Source organism: Acinetobacter sp. 1294243, from assembly GCF_000588015.1.
GTDB lineage: Bacteria > Pseudomonadota > Gammaproteobacteria > Pseudomonadales > Moraxellaceae > Acinetobacter > Acinetobacter pittii.
In genome coordinates, this window is the sequence record NZ_JFXG01000001.1 from 547,746 (window position 1) to 563,594 (window position 15,849).

17 protein-coding genes and 1 pseudogene are annotated in these 15,849 nt (G+C 40.3%); 8 read left to right on the plus strand and 10 right to left on the minus strand.

The window, feature by feature from the left end:
- The first annotated feature begins 13 nt into the window (after window positions 1–13).
- Window positions 14–862, plus strand: a complete 849-nt coding sequence (gene yghU / locus J655_RS07500; RefSeq protein ID WP_032042244.1) for a glutathione-dependent disulfide-bond oxidoreductase — start codon at window positions 14–16, stop codon at window positions 860–862.
- Between the two features lie 68 nt (window positions 863–930).
- Here the strand turns inward: yghU and J655_RS07505 are convergent, their stop codons facing one another.
- Window positions 931–1,338 carry a DUF2000 domain-containing protein gene (locus J655_RS07505; RefSeq protein ID WP_017481588.1) on the minus strand — a complete coding sequence of 136 codons (408 nt, stop codon included), beginning with the start codon at window positions 1,336–1,338 and terminating at the stop codon, window positions 931–933.
- A 156-nt stretch (window positions 1,339–1,494) separates the two neighbouring features.
- Here J655_RS07505 and J655_RS07510 point away from each other — a divergent pair, with 156 nt between their 5' ends.
- The gene (locus J655_RS07510; protein ID WP_031945056.1) at window positions 1,495–2,097 is read left to right on the plus strand and encodes a LysE family translocator; all 603 of its coding nucleotides are present in this window, start codon (window positions 1,495–1,497) and stop codon (window positions 2,095–2,097) included.
- 38 nt (window positions 2,098–2,135) lie between these two features.
- On the opposite strand, the gene J655_RS07515 is transcribed toward J655_RS07510, so the two are convergent.
- Both J655_RS07515 and J655_RS07520 read right to left on the minus strand, forming a co-directional pair.
- Window positions 2,136–2,954, minus strand: a complete 819-nt coding sequence (locus J655_RS07515; RefSeq protein WP_032006755.1) for an AraC family transcriptional regulator — start codon at window positions 2,952–2,954, stop codon at window positions 2,136–2,138.
- 60 nt (window positions 2,955–3,014) lie between these two features.
- Window positions 3,015–3,917 carry a LysR family transcriptional regulator gene (locus J655_RS07520; RefSeq protein WP_017481585.1) on the minus strand — a complete coding sequence of 301 codons (903 nt, stop codon included), beginning with the start codon at window positions 3,915–3,917 and terminating at the stop codon, window positions 3,015–3,017.
- Window positions 3,918–4,042: 125 nt separating this feature from the next.
- Between J655_RS07520 and J655_RS07525 the strand changes: the two genes are divergently transcribed.
- The 5 genes from J655_RS07525 to J655_RS07545 all read left to right on the plus strand — a co-directional run bounded on the left by J655_RS07525 (window position 4,043) and on the right by J655_RS07545 (window position 9,597).
- Window positions 4,043–4,780 carry an SDR family oxidoreductase gene (locus J655_RS07525; RefSeq protein WP_017481584.1) on the plus strand — a complete coding sequence of 246 codons (738 nt, stop codon included), beginning with the start codon at window positions 4,043–4,045 and terminating at the stop codon, window positions 4,778–4,780.
- A 238-nt stretch (window positions 4,781–5,018) separates the two neighbouring features.
- The gene (locus J655_RS07530; protein ID WP_017481583.1) at window positions 5,019–5,528 is read left to right on the plus strand and encodes a rhodanese-like domain-containing protein; all 510 of its coding nucleotides are present in this window, start codon (window positions 5,019–5,021) and stop codon (window positions 5,526–5,528) included.
- A gap of 18 nt (window positions 5,529–5,546) precedes the next feature.
- Entirely contained in the window at window positions 5,547–6,488 is a 942-nt protein-coding gene (gene epsC / locus J655_RS07535) for a serine O-acetyltransferase EpsC (protein ID WP_080973447.1), read from the plus strand.
- A gap of 240 nt (window positions 6,489–6,728) precedes the next feature.
- Window positions 6,729–7,661, plus strand: coding sequence for a family 2A encapsulin nanocompartment shell protein (locus tag J655_RS07540; RefSeq protein WP_001107602.1), 933 nt, complete (start codon window positions 6,729–6,731; stop codon window positions 7,659–7,661).
- Window positions 7,636–9,597 (plus strand): family 2A encapsulin nanocompartment cargo protein cysteine desulfurase, encoded by a 1,962-nt coding sequence (locus tag J655_RS07545; protein WP_032052217.1) that lies wholly within the window; start codon window positions 7,636–7,638, stop codon window positions 9,595–9,597. Before J655_RS07540 ends, J655_RS07545 begins: the two co-directional genes overlap by 26 nt.
- A gap of 395 nt (window positions 9,598–9,992) precedes the next feature.
- On the opposite strand, the pseudogene J655_RS25485 reads toward J655_RS07545, so the two are convergent.
- Together J655_RS25485 and J655_RS07550 are read right to left on the minus strand one after the other, a co-directional pair.
- Window positions 9,993–10,113 (minus strand): annotated as a pseudogene (locus tag J655_RS25485) (hypothetical protein).
- 88 nt (window positions 10,114–10,201) lie between these two features.
- The gene (locus tag J655_RS07550; RefSeq protein WP_032006763.1) at window positions 10,202–10,840 is read right to left on the minus strand and encodes a LysE family translocator; all 639 of its coding nucleotides are present in this window, start codon (window positions 10,838–10,840) and stop codon (window positions 10,202–10,204) included.
- 91 nt (window positions 10,841–10,931) lie between these two features.
- Here J655_RS07550 and J655_RS07555 point away from each other — a divergent pair, with 91 nt between their 5' ends.
- Window positions 10,932–11,861 (plus strand): LysR family transcriptional regulator, encoded by a 930-nt coding sequence (locus J655_RS07555; protein ID WP_032006765.1) that lies wholly within the window; start codon window positions 10,932–10,934, stop codon window positions 11,859–11,861.
- 48 nt (window positions 11,862–11,909) lie between these two features.
- On the opposite strand, the gene J655_RS07560 is transcribed toward J655_RS07555, so the two are convergent.
- The 5 genes from J655_RS07560 to J655_RS07580 form a co-directional block, all read right to left on the minus strand.
- Window positions 11,910–12,776, minus strand: a complete 867-nt coding sequence (locus tag J655_RS07560; protein WP_000209985.1) for a cysteine ABC transporter substrate-binding protein — start codon at window positions 12,774–12,776, stop codon at window positions 11,910–11,912.
- Window positions 12,777–12,858: 82 nt separating this feature from the next.
- On the minus strand, window positions 12,859–13,719 hold the full coding sequence (locus J655_RS07565) for a transporter substrate-binding domain-containing protein (protein WP_032034658.1): 861 nt from the start codon (window positions 13,717–13,719) through the stop codon (window positions 12,859–12,861).
- Window positions 13,720–13,749: 30 nt separating this feature from the next.
- Window positions 13,750–14,481, minus strand: coding sequence for an amino acid ABC transporter ATP-binding protein (locus tag J655_RS07570; RefSeq protein WP_001130360.1), 732 nt, complete (start codon window positions 14,479–14,481; stop codon window positions 13,750–13,752).
- A 2-nt stretch (window positions 14,482–14,483) separates the two neighbouring features.
- Complete coding sequence (locus J655_RS07575) at window positions 14,484–15,149, minus strand: amino acid ABC transporter permease (RefSeq protein WP_032034657.1); 666 nt, start codon at window positions 15,147–15,149, stop codon at window positions 14,484–14,486.
- Window positions 15,139–15,798: an amino acid ABC transporter permease gene (locus J655_RS07580; protein WP_013198201.1), complete on the minus strand. Its 660-nt coding sequence runs from the start codon at window positions 15,796–15,798 to the stop codon at window positions 15,139–15,141. The genes J655_RS07575 and J655_RS07580 overlap by 11 nt, the downstream gene beginning before the upstream one ends.
- Window positions 15,799–15,849: the final 51 nt, after the last annotated feature.

Below are 15,849 nucleotides of genomic sequence, written 5' to 3' on the forward strand. Positions count from 1 at the left end.
CATGAGATAAAAAATGAGTAATTCAAACTATATTCCTCCACAAGTTTGGCAATGGACTGGAGAAAAAACCGATTTAAACCAACCTACCTCAGGTGCGCGTTACGAGCATACACTTCCAGTAGGGAAACATCCGCACCAGCTCTACTCTTTAGCAACGCCTAATGGTCAAAAAGTCACTATTTTATTAGAAGAGCTTTTAGCGCTAGGACATCAAGATGCTGAATATGATGCATGGCTGATTAAAATCGGTGAAGGACAGCAATTTGGTAGTGGCTTTGTAGAAGCTAATCCAAACTCTAAAATTCCAGCATTGGTTGACCATAGCCAAAACCCGCCATTAAGAGTATTTGAGTCTGGCTCAATTTTGCTTTATTTAGCTGAAAAATTTAAGGCTTTCATTCCAACTGATATTGCTGCACGTACTGAATGCCTTAATTGGTTATTTTGGCAAATGGGCAGCGCGCCTTACCTAGGTGGTGGTTTTGGGCATTTTTATGCCTACGCCCCTGTCAAAATTGAATATGCAATTAACCGCTTTGCCTTGGAAACAAAACGCTTACTTGATGTCTTAGATAAGCATCTAGCAAAAAACGAATATTTGGCTGGTTCTGAATATAGCATCGCTGATATTGCAGCATTCCCTTGGTATGGTGGTCTTGTTAAAAACTGGGTGTATAACGGTGCGGAGTTTTTAGGTGTCGATCAATATAAAAATGTTCAGCGCTGGGCAGATGCGATTCTAGCGCGCCCTGCGGTACAACGTGGCCGTATGGTCAACCGTACCTTTGGTGATTTAGCCACACAGTTGCATGAACGCCATGATGCCAGCGATTTTGAGACCAAGACGCAAGATAAAGTTTAATTATCATTTTTTAAATAAAACCCACTTTTGCTCAAAAAGTGGGTTTTATCATTCTTCCAATAAAAATCTTATTGATGCAAAGAAAGTCCTTTAATTGCCTTATCAACTGCCTTTTTAGGTCCTCTTAATGCTAGCCCAACCAAATTTAATTGATTCGCATCTTCGGCCAAAAATACAGCTCGATTATCCTCATCATTGCCTGTAGAAAACATAGCATGTACATAGGGAATTATCGTTAAATCTTGCTCAATTGCTTTCCTATGCGCTTTTTGTAGACCAGATAAATCCCCCTCAAATACCAACATCGGTTGCCCTAGCATGTTGCCATACTCATAGCCATTTGAATCGATATAAGGTTTCCCCAGCATTTCAGGTACAGCAGAGGCAATCCCCGTTGCCAAAAAAGCCACCACATTTAATCTCTGCCACGTCGCAAGATCATTACGGACAATCAGCGCAATTTTTGTGTCAAACATAAATCTCTTTCCTGAATCGTTTATTTTAGACCGCTCATCATGACTCACTCAGATTTTTCTCGTCTTGTACGTTTGTGCAGGAGCCATCACAAACGTACAAGACCATAAATTTGCGAGTCACTATGCTGGGTTGTTTTTTGTTTCAGTAGATACGTTATGGAAATCTTTTTTTATACCTTGAGTGTGATGTATAGCCCCGGTCCAGTAAATTTTATGGGGCTAAACGCTGGGCTTACCGGACAATTCAAAAGAACAATTTATTTTTTTATGGGTGTCGGTTGTGCAATGCTGATGTTATTCATGATTTTTGGATATATCGGCGCCGCGATCATTCCACAAAATGCCTTGCACTATATTGCTTTATTTGGTGCATGTTATACGTTTTACCTTTCATATCAAATGTTAAAGTCAGATATCGATCTGAATAATGAGGCCACTGAAGTTCAGGTGCTTTCGTTCTGGAATGGTTTTTGGATACAAGCTTTAAACCCCAAAGGGATTTTAGTCATTTTGCCTGTTACAACCATTATGTACCCTACTGCACATATCATTGGCGTTCAAATATTCTTCGTATCATTGCTCATTTCACTGGGTGCAGCTGGCGCGCCCTGCCTTTACTCTTGGGCAGGTGCTGTGTTAGGTAAAAAAATTAAAAATAAAATCTGGTTTAATCGTATAAACCGAGCCATGGGATTGATGCTAATCATTTCCGGCATATTTATGCTTTATGATTTTTTGAAAGGTATGCATCTAATTTAAGATAAAGTCTATGTCAGCCTAAACAGGCTAGCTTTTGTTTATGAAGAGAGCTTATTGATCATCCGCCATCTGGCTGGAGTCAATCCAAATGCTTTTAAAAAATGACGTGTCATGTGGCTTTGATCAAAAAATCCTGCAATCAATGAAGCTTGAGTTAAGGACTCTCCATACATCAAACAGGACTTCACAACTTCCAGCCTACGCATAGTCATATATCGATGTGGACTTGTACCAAACAGTAGTCGAAAATCGCGTGAAAGACTCCAGCGGTCTCGTCCCACATTTTTTTCAATATCATCTAAAGAGATATTTTCATATAAAGAGGCATGTATAAATTCTCTAGCTCGCTCCGCTGCAACATAGTCATAAGCATGTGAGGTACGCTGATTATTACCAGAAATTTCGTAAAGTGTGGTTGCCAGATCATATAAAGCATCTTGTTTTTCTAACGGATCAATATACTGGTCCATCCCCTGTAATAAAACATCAGTTGCTTTAAATAAACGGGGATCCTGACTCAAGCCATTTTCAAAAAATGGTAAAGGTTTACCCTTCATAATTTTCTGTAGTGTTGCAGGTTCTACGTACCCCATCCGATATCTAAAACCGTCTCGACTACCTGACTCGCCATCATGTTTTTCATCAGGATGCAAAACCATCGTCATACCTGGCAAGCTATGTTTCATCTCTCCACGATAATGAAAGCTTTGAACACCTGTTAATGTTCGACCAATTGCAAAAGTATCGTGGCGATGCGACTCATAAGCATGATCGGTAAAAAAGGCTTCAATTCGTTCGAGACTGTTAGGGTCAGAATTTCTGACGATCCAATCATTTGCATTAGGTAATTCAATCACATATTCACCAGAATTTTATATGTGCTAGAGAGCATTCTACCTATACGTTATACGCTATGGTTATTTTGAAAAATACCCCGTATATAACTCACTCAGCCAAGCAACAAAAACTCGTACGCGTGGCGAGAGCTGCCGATGCTGCGGATATAAAGCAGAAACTGACATCTTCGGGATTTCCCACTCAGATAAAACGTCAACCAGTCGCCCGTCTTTTAACTCATTTGCCACATGGTAGCGCGGGACCTGAATTAAACCTGCCCCACGTAAAGCAGATAATACATAGTTTTCAGCGTCATTTACCGCGATCCAGCTTTTTAAAAAATAATCTTGTTTTTTACCGTTCACCATCAATTCAAATGGATAATTCCGTCCACCTGATGTCGAAAAGAAATTAACACAATAATGTGATAACAAATCCTCTGGTTGCTGTGGCATTCCATGTTTATTTAAATAGTCAGGACTTGCACAAATCACTTGTGGCATATCCACCAAATGTCTAGCAATTAAAGTGGAATCATCCAAACGCCCCGCTCTCACCACACAGTCTATCCCTTCCCTAATCAGATCAACCAAGCGATCCCCCGTACTGATTACTAGTTCAATGTCGGGGTACAACTCGTGAAATTGATCGATATTGGGTAAAACAATTTTAGTCGCATGTGCGCCTGATAAATCGACTCGTAATAAACCACGGGGCTGAGCAATTACATTGCGTAAAGATGATTCTGCATCATCAAGTTCCGATAATATTTGTGTGCAGCGTTCATAAAATGCCTGTCCATCTAGTGATGGTCTTACATGCCGAGTCGTCCGTTCTAGCAAACGGCACTGTAAATTACTCTCTAACTCCTTAATGGCATTACTTGCAGTAGCACGTGGGATATTTAGCTGATCGGCTGCCTGACTAAAGCTACCTAGCTCTACGATGCGGGTAAAAAGTTGCAAGGTATCAAATTTATCCATAGTGCTCGCTTTTAACTCTGCCAATTATTAATTTATATGGAATTATCTTATCCAATTCTGATGATTTATCCCATATTTCTATATTATTAAAATAAGCCATACTTACTCAAACAGGCAATCTAAAAATGAATATTTCAAGAAAAACAGCTCTGGTTACTGGCGCATCACGTGGTATTGGTCGTGCTATTGCTGAACGCTTAGCACAAGATGGCTTTTATGTCATTGTTAACTATGCTGGCAATAAGGTTCATGCCCAAGCAACTGTAGATCATATTATTGAGCAAGGTGGTCAAGCCTCAGCTATTAAAGCGGACGTTGCAAATGAACATGAGGTGAGCCGTTTATTTCAAGAGGCAAAGGCCATTAATGGTCAATTAGACGTTGTGGTTCATAGTGCCGGTATTATGCCTATGGCAAAAATTACACCTGAAAGCCTGCCAGATTTCGATAAAGTGATTCATACTAATTTACGTGGCTCGTTTTTAATATTGGCGCATGCGGCCGAAACAGTGCCAGATGGTAGTCGGATTATTGCGCTTTCAACCAGTGTAATTGCCAAATCTTTTCCGGCATATGGTCCTTATCTTGCTTCAAAAGCAGGTGTCGAAGGTTTGGTACATGTGTTAGCAAATGAGTTACGCGGACGGAATATTACTGTAAATGCCGTTGCGCCCGGCCCGACAGGTACTGACCTTTTTTATAATAGGAAAACTGACGAGCAAGTGGAAGCTATTGCAAAACTTGCTCCATTGGAAAGAATCGGGACACCTGACGAAATTGCTGGCGTAGTTGCCATGCTGGCTAGTCCAGATGGACGTTGGGTAAATTCACAAGTCATTCGAGTAAATGGTGGATTTGCTTAATTTTTAAAACCGTGTGGATTATTTTAATTCACACGGTTTTTTACTAACTATTAAAATTTCTTAAATCTATTTTATTTTAATAAGTTTATAAGATTAACTAATACTATTTTTATAAAAATATCCCTCATTCTTATTTATCAAAATAATATATATAAATAGATATTCCTTATTTTTGCTTATATTTAAAAACGCGTAAATTGAACCTTAACAATCTGAATCAAAGATAAGGATATATTCAATGAACGCTAAATTAAATACTGAAACTCCACAAAGTTTTATCTCAAATGGTTCAAATACATCCTTTTCGGCCGAAGATATTCTTGCTAAAGCACAGCAATATGCACAAGAACACGAACTAAATTTTAATGGCAGTTTATCACCTGTTGACGCATGGCAACTCGTACAACAAGGAGAAGCTGTTTTAGTTGATGTGCGTACCAATGAAGAACGCAAATTTGTGGGTTATGTCCCTGAAAGTATCCATGTTGCATGGGCAACAGGCACGTCATTTAATCGTAATCCACGCTTTTTAAAAGAACTTGAATCAAAAGTTGGTAAAGATAAAACCATTCTTTTGTTATGCCGTAGTGGCAACCGTTCAGCACAAGCTGCCGAAGCCGCATTTAATGCTGGTTTTGAGCACATTTATAACGTTCTTGAAGGCTTCGAAGGTGATCTAAATGATCAGCAACAGCGTAATCAGAAAAATGGCTGGCGCATCCACCAACTTCCTTGGCAACAAGACTAATACTTCAATCAATTTTCAGTGAATCAAGGAAAGCTTGTGACTCAATGGAACATTAATGCGGTTGTACAAGGTTTACAACAAGCAAGGCATGACTGGCGTCAGCAGCAGCATAGAACCAAAGAATTTGGGGGTCGTGAACTTCCATCTAAAGAAGCTTTAAAGGCCATTTTAGATGACCTGTGCGGGATTTTATTTCCAATGCGTTTAGGCCCTGCCGACTTACGTCAGGAAACTGAAGATTCTTATATTGCCTATACCTTAAATCGGGTACTAACAGCTTTACATGCTCAAGTACAACTGGCTTTAAATTATGAAGCGAAACGACATTTGAGTCATTCAAGCCCAGTGCAGCAGCCACAAGAACTTGCTCAAACTATTGTGCAGGATTTTGCCAACACTTTGCCCTCTATACGGCGCCTTTTAGACGGCGATGTGCGTGCTGCTTATGAAGGCGATCCGGCGGCACATAGTGTGGATGAAGTATTACTTTGCTATCCGGGCATATTTGCGATTATTTATCACCGAATTGCGCATCAACTGTATGCCCAAGTGCCTTTATTGTCGCGCATTATTTCCGAGTTGGCCCACTCTACAACAGGCATTGATATTCATCCGGGTGCGCAAATCGGCAAAGGATTTTTCATTGATCATGGTACGGGTGTGGTGATTGGTGAGACTTGTGTGATTGGAGAACGCGTTCGTATTTATCAGGCCGTGACCCTTGGAGCAAAACGCTTTGAAACCAATGATGATGGTGGTTTGAAAAAAGATTATATACGCCATCCGATTGTTGAAGATGATGTCGTGATTTATGCAGGTGCCACTATTTTAGGCCGTATTACCATTGGTCGAGGGTCAATTATTGGGGGGAATGTTTGGCTAACCCATAGTGTGGCCGCAGGTAGCCAGATTTTACAGTCACCGAATGAGTCTTATCAAAAAAATCATATTGCCGGTTAAAAACTATAGATGTGAAATAAATAGATAAGGAGATAAATAAACAAAGAACGTGCAGATTAATAAAATGCTTATTTCTAGTTTAAATATATTTTTATTTAGAAAATAGATAACTCATTAATAAGCTCAGTATTTAAAAAATTTATAACGCGATTTTAATTTTAAAACCAGAACTAATTCTAGTTTATATGCATCCTAGAATTTTTATTTTCAAAAAGCCAATGTAATAAGGAAAAATGATTCATGGCGAAAAATACAGATAAAGCCCAACTTGCACTTGGGGACCACGCAGCTCGCCAACTGGCCAATGCAACCAAGACAGCTCCCCAACTTTCTACAATTACTCCCCGATGGCTGACTCATTTACTGCAATGGCTTCCTGTTGAAGCAGGTATCTATCGCCTAAACCGTGTCAATAATACCGATGATATTCAGGTGGCTTGTACACAACGTGATGAAGCAACTTTACCGCAAACTTTTGTCGATTATGATCCAGAACCGCGTGAATACTTTTTAAATGGTGTATCTACAGTTTTAGATGTGCATACACGTGTAGCCGACCTTTACAGCAGCCCACACGACCAAATTAAAGAACAGCTTCGCTTAACCATTGAAACCATTAAAGAACGTCAAGAAAGTGAGCTCATCAATAACCCTGAATATGGTTTACTGGCAAGTGTGACAGATGACCAACGTATTTCGACCTTAAATGGCCCACCTACTCCAGATGATCTTGATGATTTGCTACGTAAAGTCTGGAAAGAACCGGGATTTTTCCTAGCACACCCTGATGCGATTGCAGCATTTGGACGTGAATGTACACGCCGTGGTGTACCGCCTCCAACGGTTAGTCTGTTCGGTTCGCAATTCATTACATGGCGCGGTATTCCACTCATTCCATCAAATAAAATTCCTGTAGAAGATGGCAAAACTAAAATCTTGCTGCTTCGTGTAGGTGAAAAGCGTCAAGGGATTGTTGGTTTGTTCCAACCGGGTCTTGCGGGTGAACAGTCACCGGGGCTTTCAGTACGCTTTATGGGAATTAACCGTAACGCGATTGCGTCGTATCTAATCTCGTTATATTGCTCACTTGCAGTACTCACTGATGATGCGTTGGCAGTATTAGATGATGTGGAGGTGGACAAATATCATGACTACCCAGTTAACTACAAGTAATCTGCAAGGTAGTCCAACGGGGCCTGAAGTGACTGGTGTTAACCCACCAGCCAACTTCCCTGATGAGTCCACCATTGCTCGACTTGCTAATGAGTTTTTTTCAGCATTACCAAGCTCAAGCAGTTCGACTTCTTCATCGGGCCTTAACTTGGACTTACCTGTCGGAGCGCCACCGCCCCCTCCACAACCGGGTGAACCATTCTCTGCTCTCAGTGGTCGTGCGCCCAATATCGCCTTTCAGAAAAGTCTCAATCCGGAATATCCTGAGCATATTCCAAATTTGCCAGACTACCCTGAACGTCGAATTGTAGCGTCTGCGCCTGTGGTTGGTGGAGCTAATTTGCCACGCCCACCATTTGAACCACATTTACCACAAGCTGCTCATAGTGAACCCAACGTGCCACGCATTGAACCAAGCTTACCAACGGGTGCAGGTGAATCACCTTATTATTTTTTAAATGATTTTTCTGCTCCCAATACAGCAGAACCGTCTGTTAAAGGTGTTGAAGATAATTATTCAGTTGCACAGTCTTTTCAATTGCCACATGGTGACCAGCTGAAAACATTGCTGACGGAAGATCGTTTTGCAACGAACACGCCTCCCCAAAGTTCGGCAAGCTCTGCATTTTATTTTTTAGACTTGCCTCAAAGTGGACAAAGTTATAGTCACTATCAACCATCGCAACCCACTTTTGTAGCAAGCAGTGCTCAACCACTCGATGTACATGCCATACGTCGCGATTTCCCAATTTTACAGGAACGCGTCAATGGTCGCCCTCTAGTTTGGTTGGATAATGCTGCGACCACACAAAAACCGCAGCGCGTGATTGACCGGATTGCTTATTTTTATCAGCATGAAAACTCAAATATTCACCGTGCTGCACATGAGTTAGCGGCTCGTGCAACTGATGCCTATGAGCATGCAAGAAATGTAGTTGCCCGATTTATTGCTGCACCCTCTTCTAAAGAAATTATCTTTGTTCGAGGAACAACCGAAGGCATTAACCTGATTGCAAAAACATGGGGTGAGCAAAATATTAGCGAAGGTGATGAAATTATTGTTTCTCATTTAGAACACCATGCCAATATTGTACCTTGGTATCAACTCACTAAAAAAGCAGGGGCAAAGTTACGGGTTATTCCTGTTGATGACACGGGTCAAATTATTTTAAAAGAGTTGCCAAAACTGATTAATGAACGCACTAAACTGCTGTCTATTACTCAAGTTTCGAATGCTTTAGGAACAGTCACACCTGTTGCTGAAGTCATTAAAATTGCGCATGCCAAAGGTGTACGTGTTTTAGTTGACGGCGCGCAATCTGTTTCGCACATCCCTACTAATGTACAAGCTCTTGATGCAGACTTTTTTGTATTTTCTGGACATAAAGTGTTTGGGCCAACGGGTATTGGTGTGGTCTATGCAAAACCAGAACTACTTGAAAGCATGCCTGTTTGGGAAGGCGGCGGTAACATGATTCAGGATGTGACCTTCGAACAGGTAGTTTACCAACCTGCACCCAACAAGTTTGAAGCTGGAACTGGGAACATTGCCGATGCTGTCGGGTTAGGTGCTGCACTTGAATATGTTGAAAGTCTAGGTATTCATAACATTGCTCGCTATGAACATGATCTACTCGAATATGGTCAAAATGTGCTGAGTAGGGTGTCAGGTTTACGTCTGATCGGAACAGCACACCACAAAGCCAGTGTTATGTCCTTTACCTTACAAGGTTATTCAACTGAACAAGTCGGTAAAGCTTTAAATCAACATGGCATTGCCGTACGTTCCGGGCACCATTGTGCACAGCCAATTTTACGCCGTTTTGGTGTGGAACAAACCGTGCGTCCGTCTTTAGCTTTTTATAACACAACTGAAGAAATTGATTTATTGGTTTCGGTGTTACATCAACTGACGCGTAATAGGCGTAGCAACTAAATCTATTTTTAGACTAGAAAAGACTGCTTTTGAGCGGTCTTTTTTATGGATTATTTATTAAAACTACTTGAGCTCAAAAGTTACATATGAAGTAACAAGTCAAAGTAGCTATTACAGTGGAGTCTTATTATTTAAATTCGATTTCTGAATTAGCCTTCGGCTAGACTTACTTTGGTTTCGCCCAAAGTAAGCAAAAGCATTTTCATCTGCAAAACCTGTCCTCTTCTTATATCTAATCGATATATCGCAGAAACATAAACTATTTAATACCACGCAGGTTGCAGATGATTTTAGCTCAAATTAAGAGTCATCAATAGTTCGGACAACTCAAAGTAGTTATCACTGCGGAGTCTTGTTATTTTAAATTCGATTTCTGAATTAGCCTTCGGCTCGTGCTAAGAGTCATCTACAGCCTGCCCATAATTTATAAAAATAATGTTTTTGCAACATTTCCTGATAGATGAAAACAGTGAACAGGTTCTGTAGATGACAAAGTTTTTTGGTTACTTTTTCCAAAAAAAGTAACAGAATTAGCTACTTTATTATGACGTATAAACGGTAAGACTCCGTCGTGCTACCCCATCCACTTATAAATACAACCAACTTAAACAAACAAACTCCAAATCAATCTCAACGCAATCCCAATCAACAACAATCCCATCACCCGCTCAAAATAAACCCCAAACTCCAAAAATCTTTTACGTACGATAGGCTGTGCAAACAGTACACTCACCACCATAAACCAGATGGCATTGACCATACACATCCAGACCCCATAAAAGACCTGAACTTTCATTGGTGTAGTTGTACTCACAATCGTTGTAAAAATTGCCAGAAAAAAGATAGTGGCTTTTGGGTTTAATGCATTGGTAAGAAAACCCATAGTAAAAGCTTTAAATAAACTTGGCGTATCACCGTTTGCTTGGCCATTAATTTCAATATTAGTATTCGGCTGGCTACGTAAACACTGCCATCCTAAATAAATCAAATAAGCTGCCCCTGCTGTTCTGATCAGTGACATGAGCCATTCACTTTGCTGAATCAAAAAGCCAATACCAATAAGTGTATAAAACACATGCACTGAAATCCCGACACCAATACCAATTGCGGTTAGACATCCAATCAGATAGCCATAACGTACACTTTGCCTTACCGTAATCACAAAATCTGGTCCCGGTAAAATCACCGCCATAAAGTGAATAAGAGCTAGCGTTAAAAACTCATGTCCATACAACTGCCACATAACAATTTAGTTTCCTGAAAATCACCTAAAAGATTGTATTGCGATTTTTTAGACGCGATAATCTAATCAAAATCCAAATAACTTTTGCCTCATGAGCACAAATCAAAGTCTGGTTCTGTTAAATGAAATGGCGACCTTCGTTAAGGTGGTCGAGTCAGAAAGTTTTTCTGAAACCGCAAGGCAACTCGGAACTACGCCTTCTGCTGTTAGCCGTGCGATTGCTCGATTAGAACGTGCTTTAGGCACCCGCTTACTCTATCGGACTACACGGAAACTTCGTTTAAGTGAAAGTGGACAACAGGTTTATCAACGTTGTTTAGATATGGTGAATGCTGCGCAAGGAGTCATGGAAAGTTCGGGCCAATTCCATGTCGAACCCGAAGGTATTATTCGCATGAGTGTTCCCAAAGCTGTGGGACATTTTATGATTCATCCGCATTTACCCGAATTTTTAGAACGCTACCCGAAAATTGATATACAAATGCTTTTAGAAGATCGTTATGTAGATCTCATTGATGAAGGCGTCGATTTAGCACTTCGAATTACAGAGCAACCACCGGGTGGCCTTATGGGTCGAAAACTCATTGATATTGATCACTTGGTTTGTGCTACGCCTGAGTATTTGGCCAAGCATGGCTTACCGAGCCACCCTCATGATTTAAAGCAGCATGAATGTATTTACTTAGGTGAACAAGCCAGTGACTCAAAATGGAAATTTCAGCAAGGAAATAAATCGATAAGTGTTGCCGTGCGTGGTCGTTATGCTGCAAATCATACAGGTGTGCGTTTGAGTGCTGCATTACAGCATTTAGGTATTGCGAGCTTGCCGTACTTCGTTGCACGCCATGCTCTACAACAAGGTACCTTAGTTCAGGTTTTACCAGACTGGTATTTTAAAACCTATTATAGTGGCGGGCTGTGGTTACTTTACCCACCGACACGGCATGTCCCGCCTAAATTAAGTGTATTGATTCAATATTTGGCAGATAAACTAGCAGCAGAGCCAACTTTAAAAATCTAGTCGGCTCCTAACTCGAGCAAATCCTATCTAGAGTCCTCTTTATTAGAATTACTCAACCAATAAATCTTTTGGATTAATCGTATCGCCATAGACTGGTTTTAAAGTCTTTTCATAAGCTTGATGAATCACGCCTTCTTTCGCCAGTTTCTCTAAATCTTGATTTAACCAGTCCAATAACTCTTTATCACCTTTTTTCACTGCTGGTGCAATTAAGTCCTGCTCACCTAAATTGGTAATGCCAACAGTGTAATTTGGATTTTCTTTAGCCCAAGCTAAAACCAGCAAGTTATCATGTGCAAGCGCAGCACCACGACCATCTTTTAAAGCATCAAAAGTTTCAGTGTTTTGCTCATATTTTTGTAGCTTAATTTCAGGGTGAGTCTTGGTGAAGAATGAATCAGCCGTTGTACCTTTGTTCACCAACAAAGTTTTATCTTTAAGTTGAGCAACATCGGTAATCGGATGACTTTTAGGAGAAACCACACCTAGTGCCACTTTTAGGTAAGGCTTAGCAAAATCGACAACTTCTTTACGTTCTGGTGTAACAGTAAAGTTTGCAAAAATAATATCCACTTTATTGGCTTTTAAGTATTCAACACGGTTAGCCGCTTCAGTTAAAACAAACTCAACTTTGTTTTCATCACCCAGTAGATCTTTCGCAACATGCTTAGCAATCTCAACATCAAAGCCCTGATTTTTACCTTGAGCATCTAAATATCCAAACGGCGGTTTATCACTAAATACGCCAATTCGTACCACGCCATTCTTTTTGATCTGTTCAATACTCGACACAGTTTGTGTGGTATCTGCCGTTTTTTCAGTAGACTGAGTTCCTTTGTCACATGCAACTAAACCTAAACTCAGTAAAGACGCAGCTAAAATATGCTTCACGTTTTGAAATGTTAATGTTGTCATTATTTCACCCTATCGTTCTTGTAAAAGTCTTATTTAAAATAGCAGCGCCTATTTCTAGACACTGCCTCAGCGATATCGAAAATTATTGGCCTACATCTAAAAACACATTCGGATTGACCGAGTCACCGTAAATTGGTTTCAAGGTTTCATCATAAATTTTATTAATTTCACCACTTGTTCTGAGTTGCTTAATTTCAGTATTGAGCCAATTCAATAATTGGGTATTGCCCTTTTTAACTGCTGGTGCAATAAACTCTTGATCACCAATAGACTGAATACCCGCCACATAACTTGGGTTCTTCGCGGCCCATGCCAAAGCATACGTACTATCTTGTGAAATTGCGTCACCACGACCGTCGGTTAAGGCTTTAAACGCATCCGAGTTTCTTTCAAACTTAAGTAAATTCACTTTCGGATAATGCTTGGTAAAGTAGGTATCTGAACTTGTGCCTTTGTTTACGATTAAGGTCTTACCTTCTAATTGGGCAATGTCCGTAATCGGCTTGGCTTTAGGTGAGACAATACCAAAAGCCCCTTTTAAATAAGGCTCGGCAAAATCGACAACTTCCTTACGTTCAGGGGTTACTGTAAATGTCGCGAACACCACATCGGCACGATTTGATTTTAAAAACTCCACCCGATTTGAAGCTTCAGTCACAATAAACTCAACTTTCTTTTCATCACCAAGCAAATCTTTAGTCACCCGTTTTGCTAGAGCTACATCGAAGCCCTGATTATTCCCCGCACTATCTACATAACCAAACGGCGGATCATCGGCAAAAACAGCAACGCGTAGAACCCCATTTTTTTTGACTTGTTCTAAAGAATGGTCTTCTTGACTATTGTTTGCCTGTTCAGTTGATGGCGTTTTACTACATGCAGTTAATAAAACCCCAGCAACGGCAAGACTGCTTAATATTTTTATTGAATTACGTTTAAACATTCACTTCCTCATGATTCAAATAATAAAAATTTAGTACGACAAAATATTTAGAAAGGCTTTCGCTCGTTCTGTTTTCGGCTGTTCAAAAAATTCTTCTGGTGAAGCCTGTTCAATAATCTTGCCCTTATCCATGAAAATAATGCGGTCAGCAACCTTGCGGGCAAAGGACATCTCATGTGTCACAATCAACATGGTCATTCCTTCATTCGCCAATTTGAGTACGACATCGAGCACTTCTCTGACCATTTCTGGGTCAAGCGCAGCGGTAATTTCATCAAGTAAAATGACTTTAGGTTGCATGACCAGTGAACGCACAATAGCGATACGTTGTTTTTGTCCACCTGAAAGCTGGCGTGGATAATCAAGTTTTCGCTCAAATAGCCCCACTCGCTTTAACAACTCATCTGCTACTTGTTCAGCTTCATCACGATGACGTTTTTGTACTTTGAGGGGTCCAAGCAAAATATTGTCAATGACATTCATATGCCCAAATAACTCATAGTTCTGAAAAACCATGCCAATTTTTTGACGAGCATTAGTCCAGTCCACATCTTTACCAAGCACACCTGAGCCAGTTAAACGGATTTCACCACCCTGAATCGGTTCTAAGCCGTTAATACAGCGCAATAAGGTACTTTTACCGCAGCCCGATGGACCTAAAATAACAACCACCTCTCCTTGTTCTACATCTAGATCAATGCCCTGTAAAATATGACTTTGTGCAAATGATTTCTGTAATTGTTGTATCGATAACAAAGGCATAATTACTCCCAGACCTTTTCTAAATGTGCCGCCAAACGCGATAAGGGATAGCAAATCAGAAAATACAAAATAAAAATAAAGCCATAAATCCAAAGAGAAGCGCTTGGCACGGTTAACAGCGAATTTTCAATAATTTGCTGGCCAACTTTAATGACCTCAACCACACCAATCAGGACTGCCAAAGAGCTGGTTTTCACCATTCGGGTAAATAAGTTAATTGCGCCTGGTGTTACTCGTTTTAGACTTTGCGGAAAAATGACATACGCCAAGGCTTGAACATGAGTTAGTCCGAGCGCATAGGCCGAATCGCGTTGATGCTGATCAATCGAAGTAATGGCTGCACGAACCAAATCGCCCATTTCGGCCGTACCCCACAAAACAAATACAACAACACATACCCACATTGCTGAAAACTGCCAGTTAAACCATGTTGCAAAGCCGAAATAAAACACAAACAGCAAAACTAAAATTGGAATGATTCTTATGGCTTCTAAATACAGACGGCACAACGATTTAACGACTATATTTTTAGAGGTCATAATGACGCCGAAAACTGTGCCGAAAATTGCAGAGAAAAACACTGAAATAAATGCAATTTTTGCAGTTGCCCAAAGTCCCCACATTAAACGTTCGAGGTGACTCGCTTGAAATAGATAATCAAGTTCCATGGCTCACCTTCCGACTTCTGTGCTCCAGATAGCTGGTTAAAATAGACACGGGCAATAAAATAATCAGATAAGCCATGATGAGTAAGAACAAAGCTTCTGTGGTTTTATAGTCCATGCCAATTAAGTCTTTGGTGACAAAAAGCAATTCAACGACAGCAATTGCACTGACCACAGAACTTTCTTTAATTAGAAATAGGCAATTTGCCCCTATTGCCGGAATTGAAATAGCCAGTGCTTGAGGGAAAATGACATATCTAAAAATTTGAATCGGTTGTAGTCCAATACTTTTTGCAGAGTCAATCTGCCCTTTTGCAACAGACTGCAAACCTGCTCGGAATGCTTCGGCCATATAGCTTCCACCCAAAAAGGTCAATCCGATCACACCACAGGCAAAACCATCGATTTTGATGCCAAGCTTTGGCAAACCGTAATACAAAAAGAACAGTTGAATTAATAAAGGGGTATTTCGAGATAACTCAATATAGAACTGGGCAATTCTATTTAGCACCCGCACGCGATATGTGATTAAAATGCTGCAAATTAACCCTACAAGAATTGCCAAAATAATGCTGATAATTGAAATTTTCAGCGTGGTCAAAGTTGCAGAGAAAAATTGCGGCAACACACTATGGATATACTGCCAGTTCAAGGAAAATTCCAAAAAATAATATTAAAACGTTATAAATATTTAGCTTTCGTC

Excerpts from the sequence above, each read along its gene's own strand:
- yghU (WP_032042244.1), top strand. The coding sequence starts at position 14 with ATGAGTAATTCAAACTATATTCCTCCACAAGTTTGGCAATGGACTGGA.
- J655_RS07505 (WP_017481588.1), bottom strand. The coding sequence starts at position 1,338 with ATGTTTGACACAAAAATTGCGCTGATTGTCCGTAATGATCTTGCGACG.
- J655_RS07510 (WP_031945056.1), top strand. The coding sequence starts at position 1,495 with ATGGAAATCTTTTTTTATACCTTGAGTGTGATGTATAGCCCCGGTCCA.
- J655_RS07520 (WP_017481585.1), bottom strand. The coding sequence starts at position 3,917 with ATGGATAAATTTGATACCTTGCAACTTTTTACCCGCATCGTAGAGCTA.
- J655_RS07525 (WP_017481584.1), top strand. The coding sequence starts at position 4,043 with ATGAATATTTCAAGAAAAACAGCTCTGGTTACTGGCGCATCACGTGGT.
- J655_RS07530 (WP_017481583.1), top strand. The coding sequence starts at position 5,019 with ATGAACGCTAAATTAAATACTGAAACTCCACAAAGTTTTATCTCAAAT.
- J655_RS07540 (WP_001107602.1), top strand. The coding sequence starts at position 6,729 with ATGGCGAAAAATACAGATAAAGCCCAACTTGCACTTGGGGACCACGCA.
- J655_RS07545 (WP_032052217.1), top strand. The coding sequence starts at position 7,636 with ATGACTACCCAGTTAACTACAAGTAATCTGCAAGGTAGTCCAACGGGG.
- J655_RS07550 (WP_032006763.1), bottom strand. The coding sequence starts at position 10,840 with ATGTGGCAGTTGTATGGACATGAGTTTTTAACGCTAGCTCTTATTCAC.
- J655_RS07555 (WP_032006765.1), top strand. The coding sequence starts at position 10,932 with ATGAGCACAAATCAAAGTCTGGTTCTGTTAAATGAAATGGCGACCTTC.
- J655_RS07560 (WP_000209985.1), bottom strand. The coding sequence starts at position 12,776 with ATGACAACATTAACATTTCAAAACGTGAAGCATATTTTAGCTGCGTCT.
- J655_RS07565 (WP_032034658.1), bottom strand. The coding sequence starts at position 13,719 with ATGTTTAAACGTAATTCAATAAAAATATTAAGCAGTCTTGCCGTTGCT.
- J655_RS07570 (WP_001130360.1), bottom strand. The coding sequence starts at position 14,481 with ATGCCTTTGTTATCGATACAACAATTACAGAAATCATTTGCACAAAGT.
- J655_RS07575 (WP_032034657.1), bottom strand. The coding sequence starts at position 15,149 with ATGGAACTTGATTATCTATTTCAAGCGAGTCACCTCGAACGTTTAATG.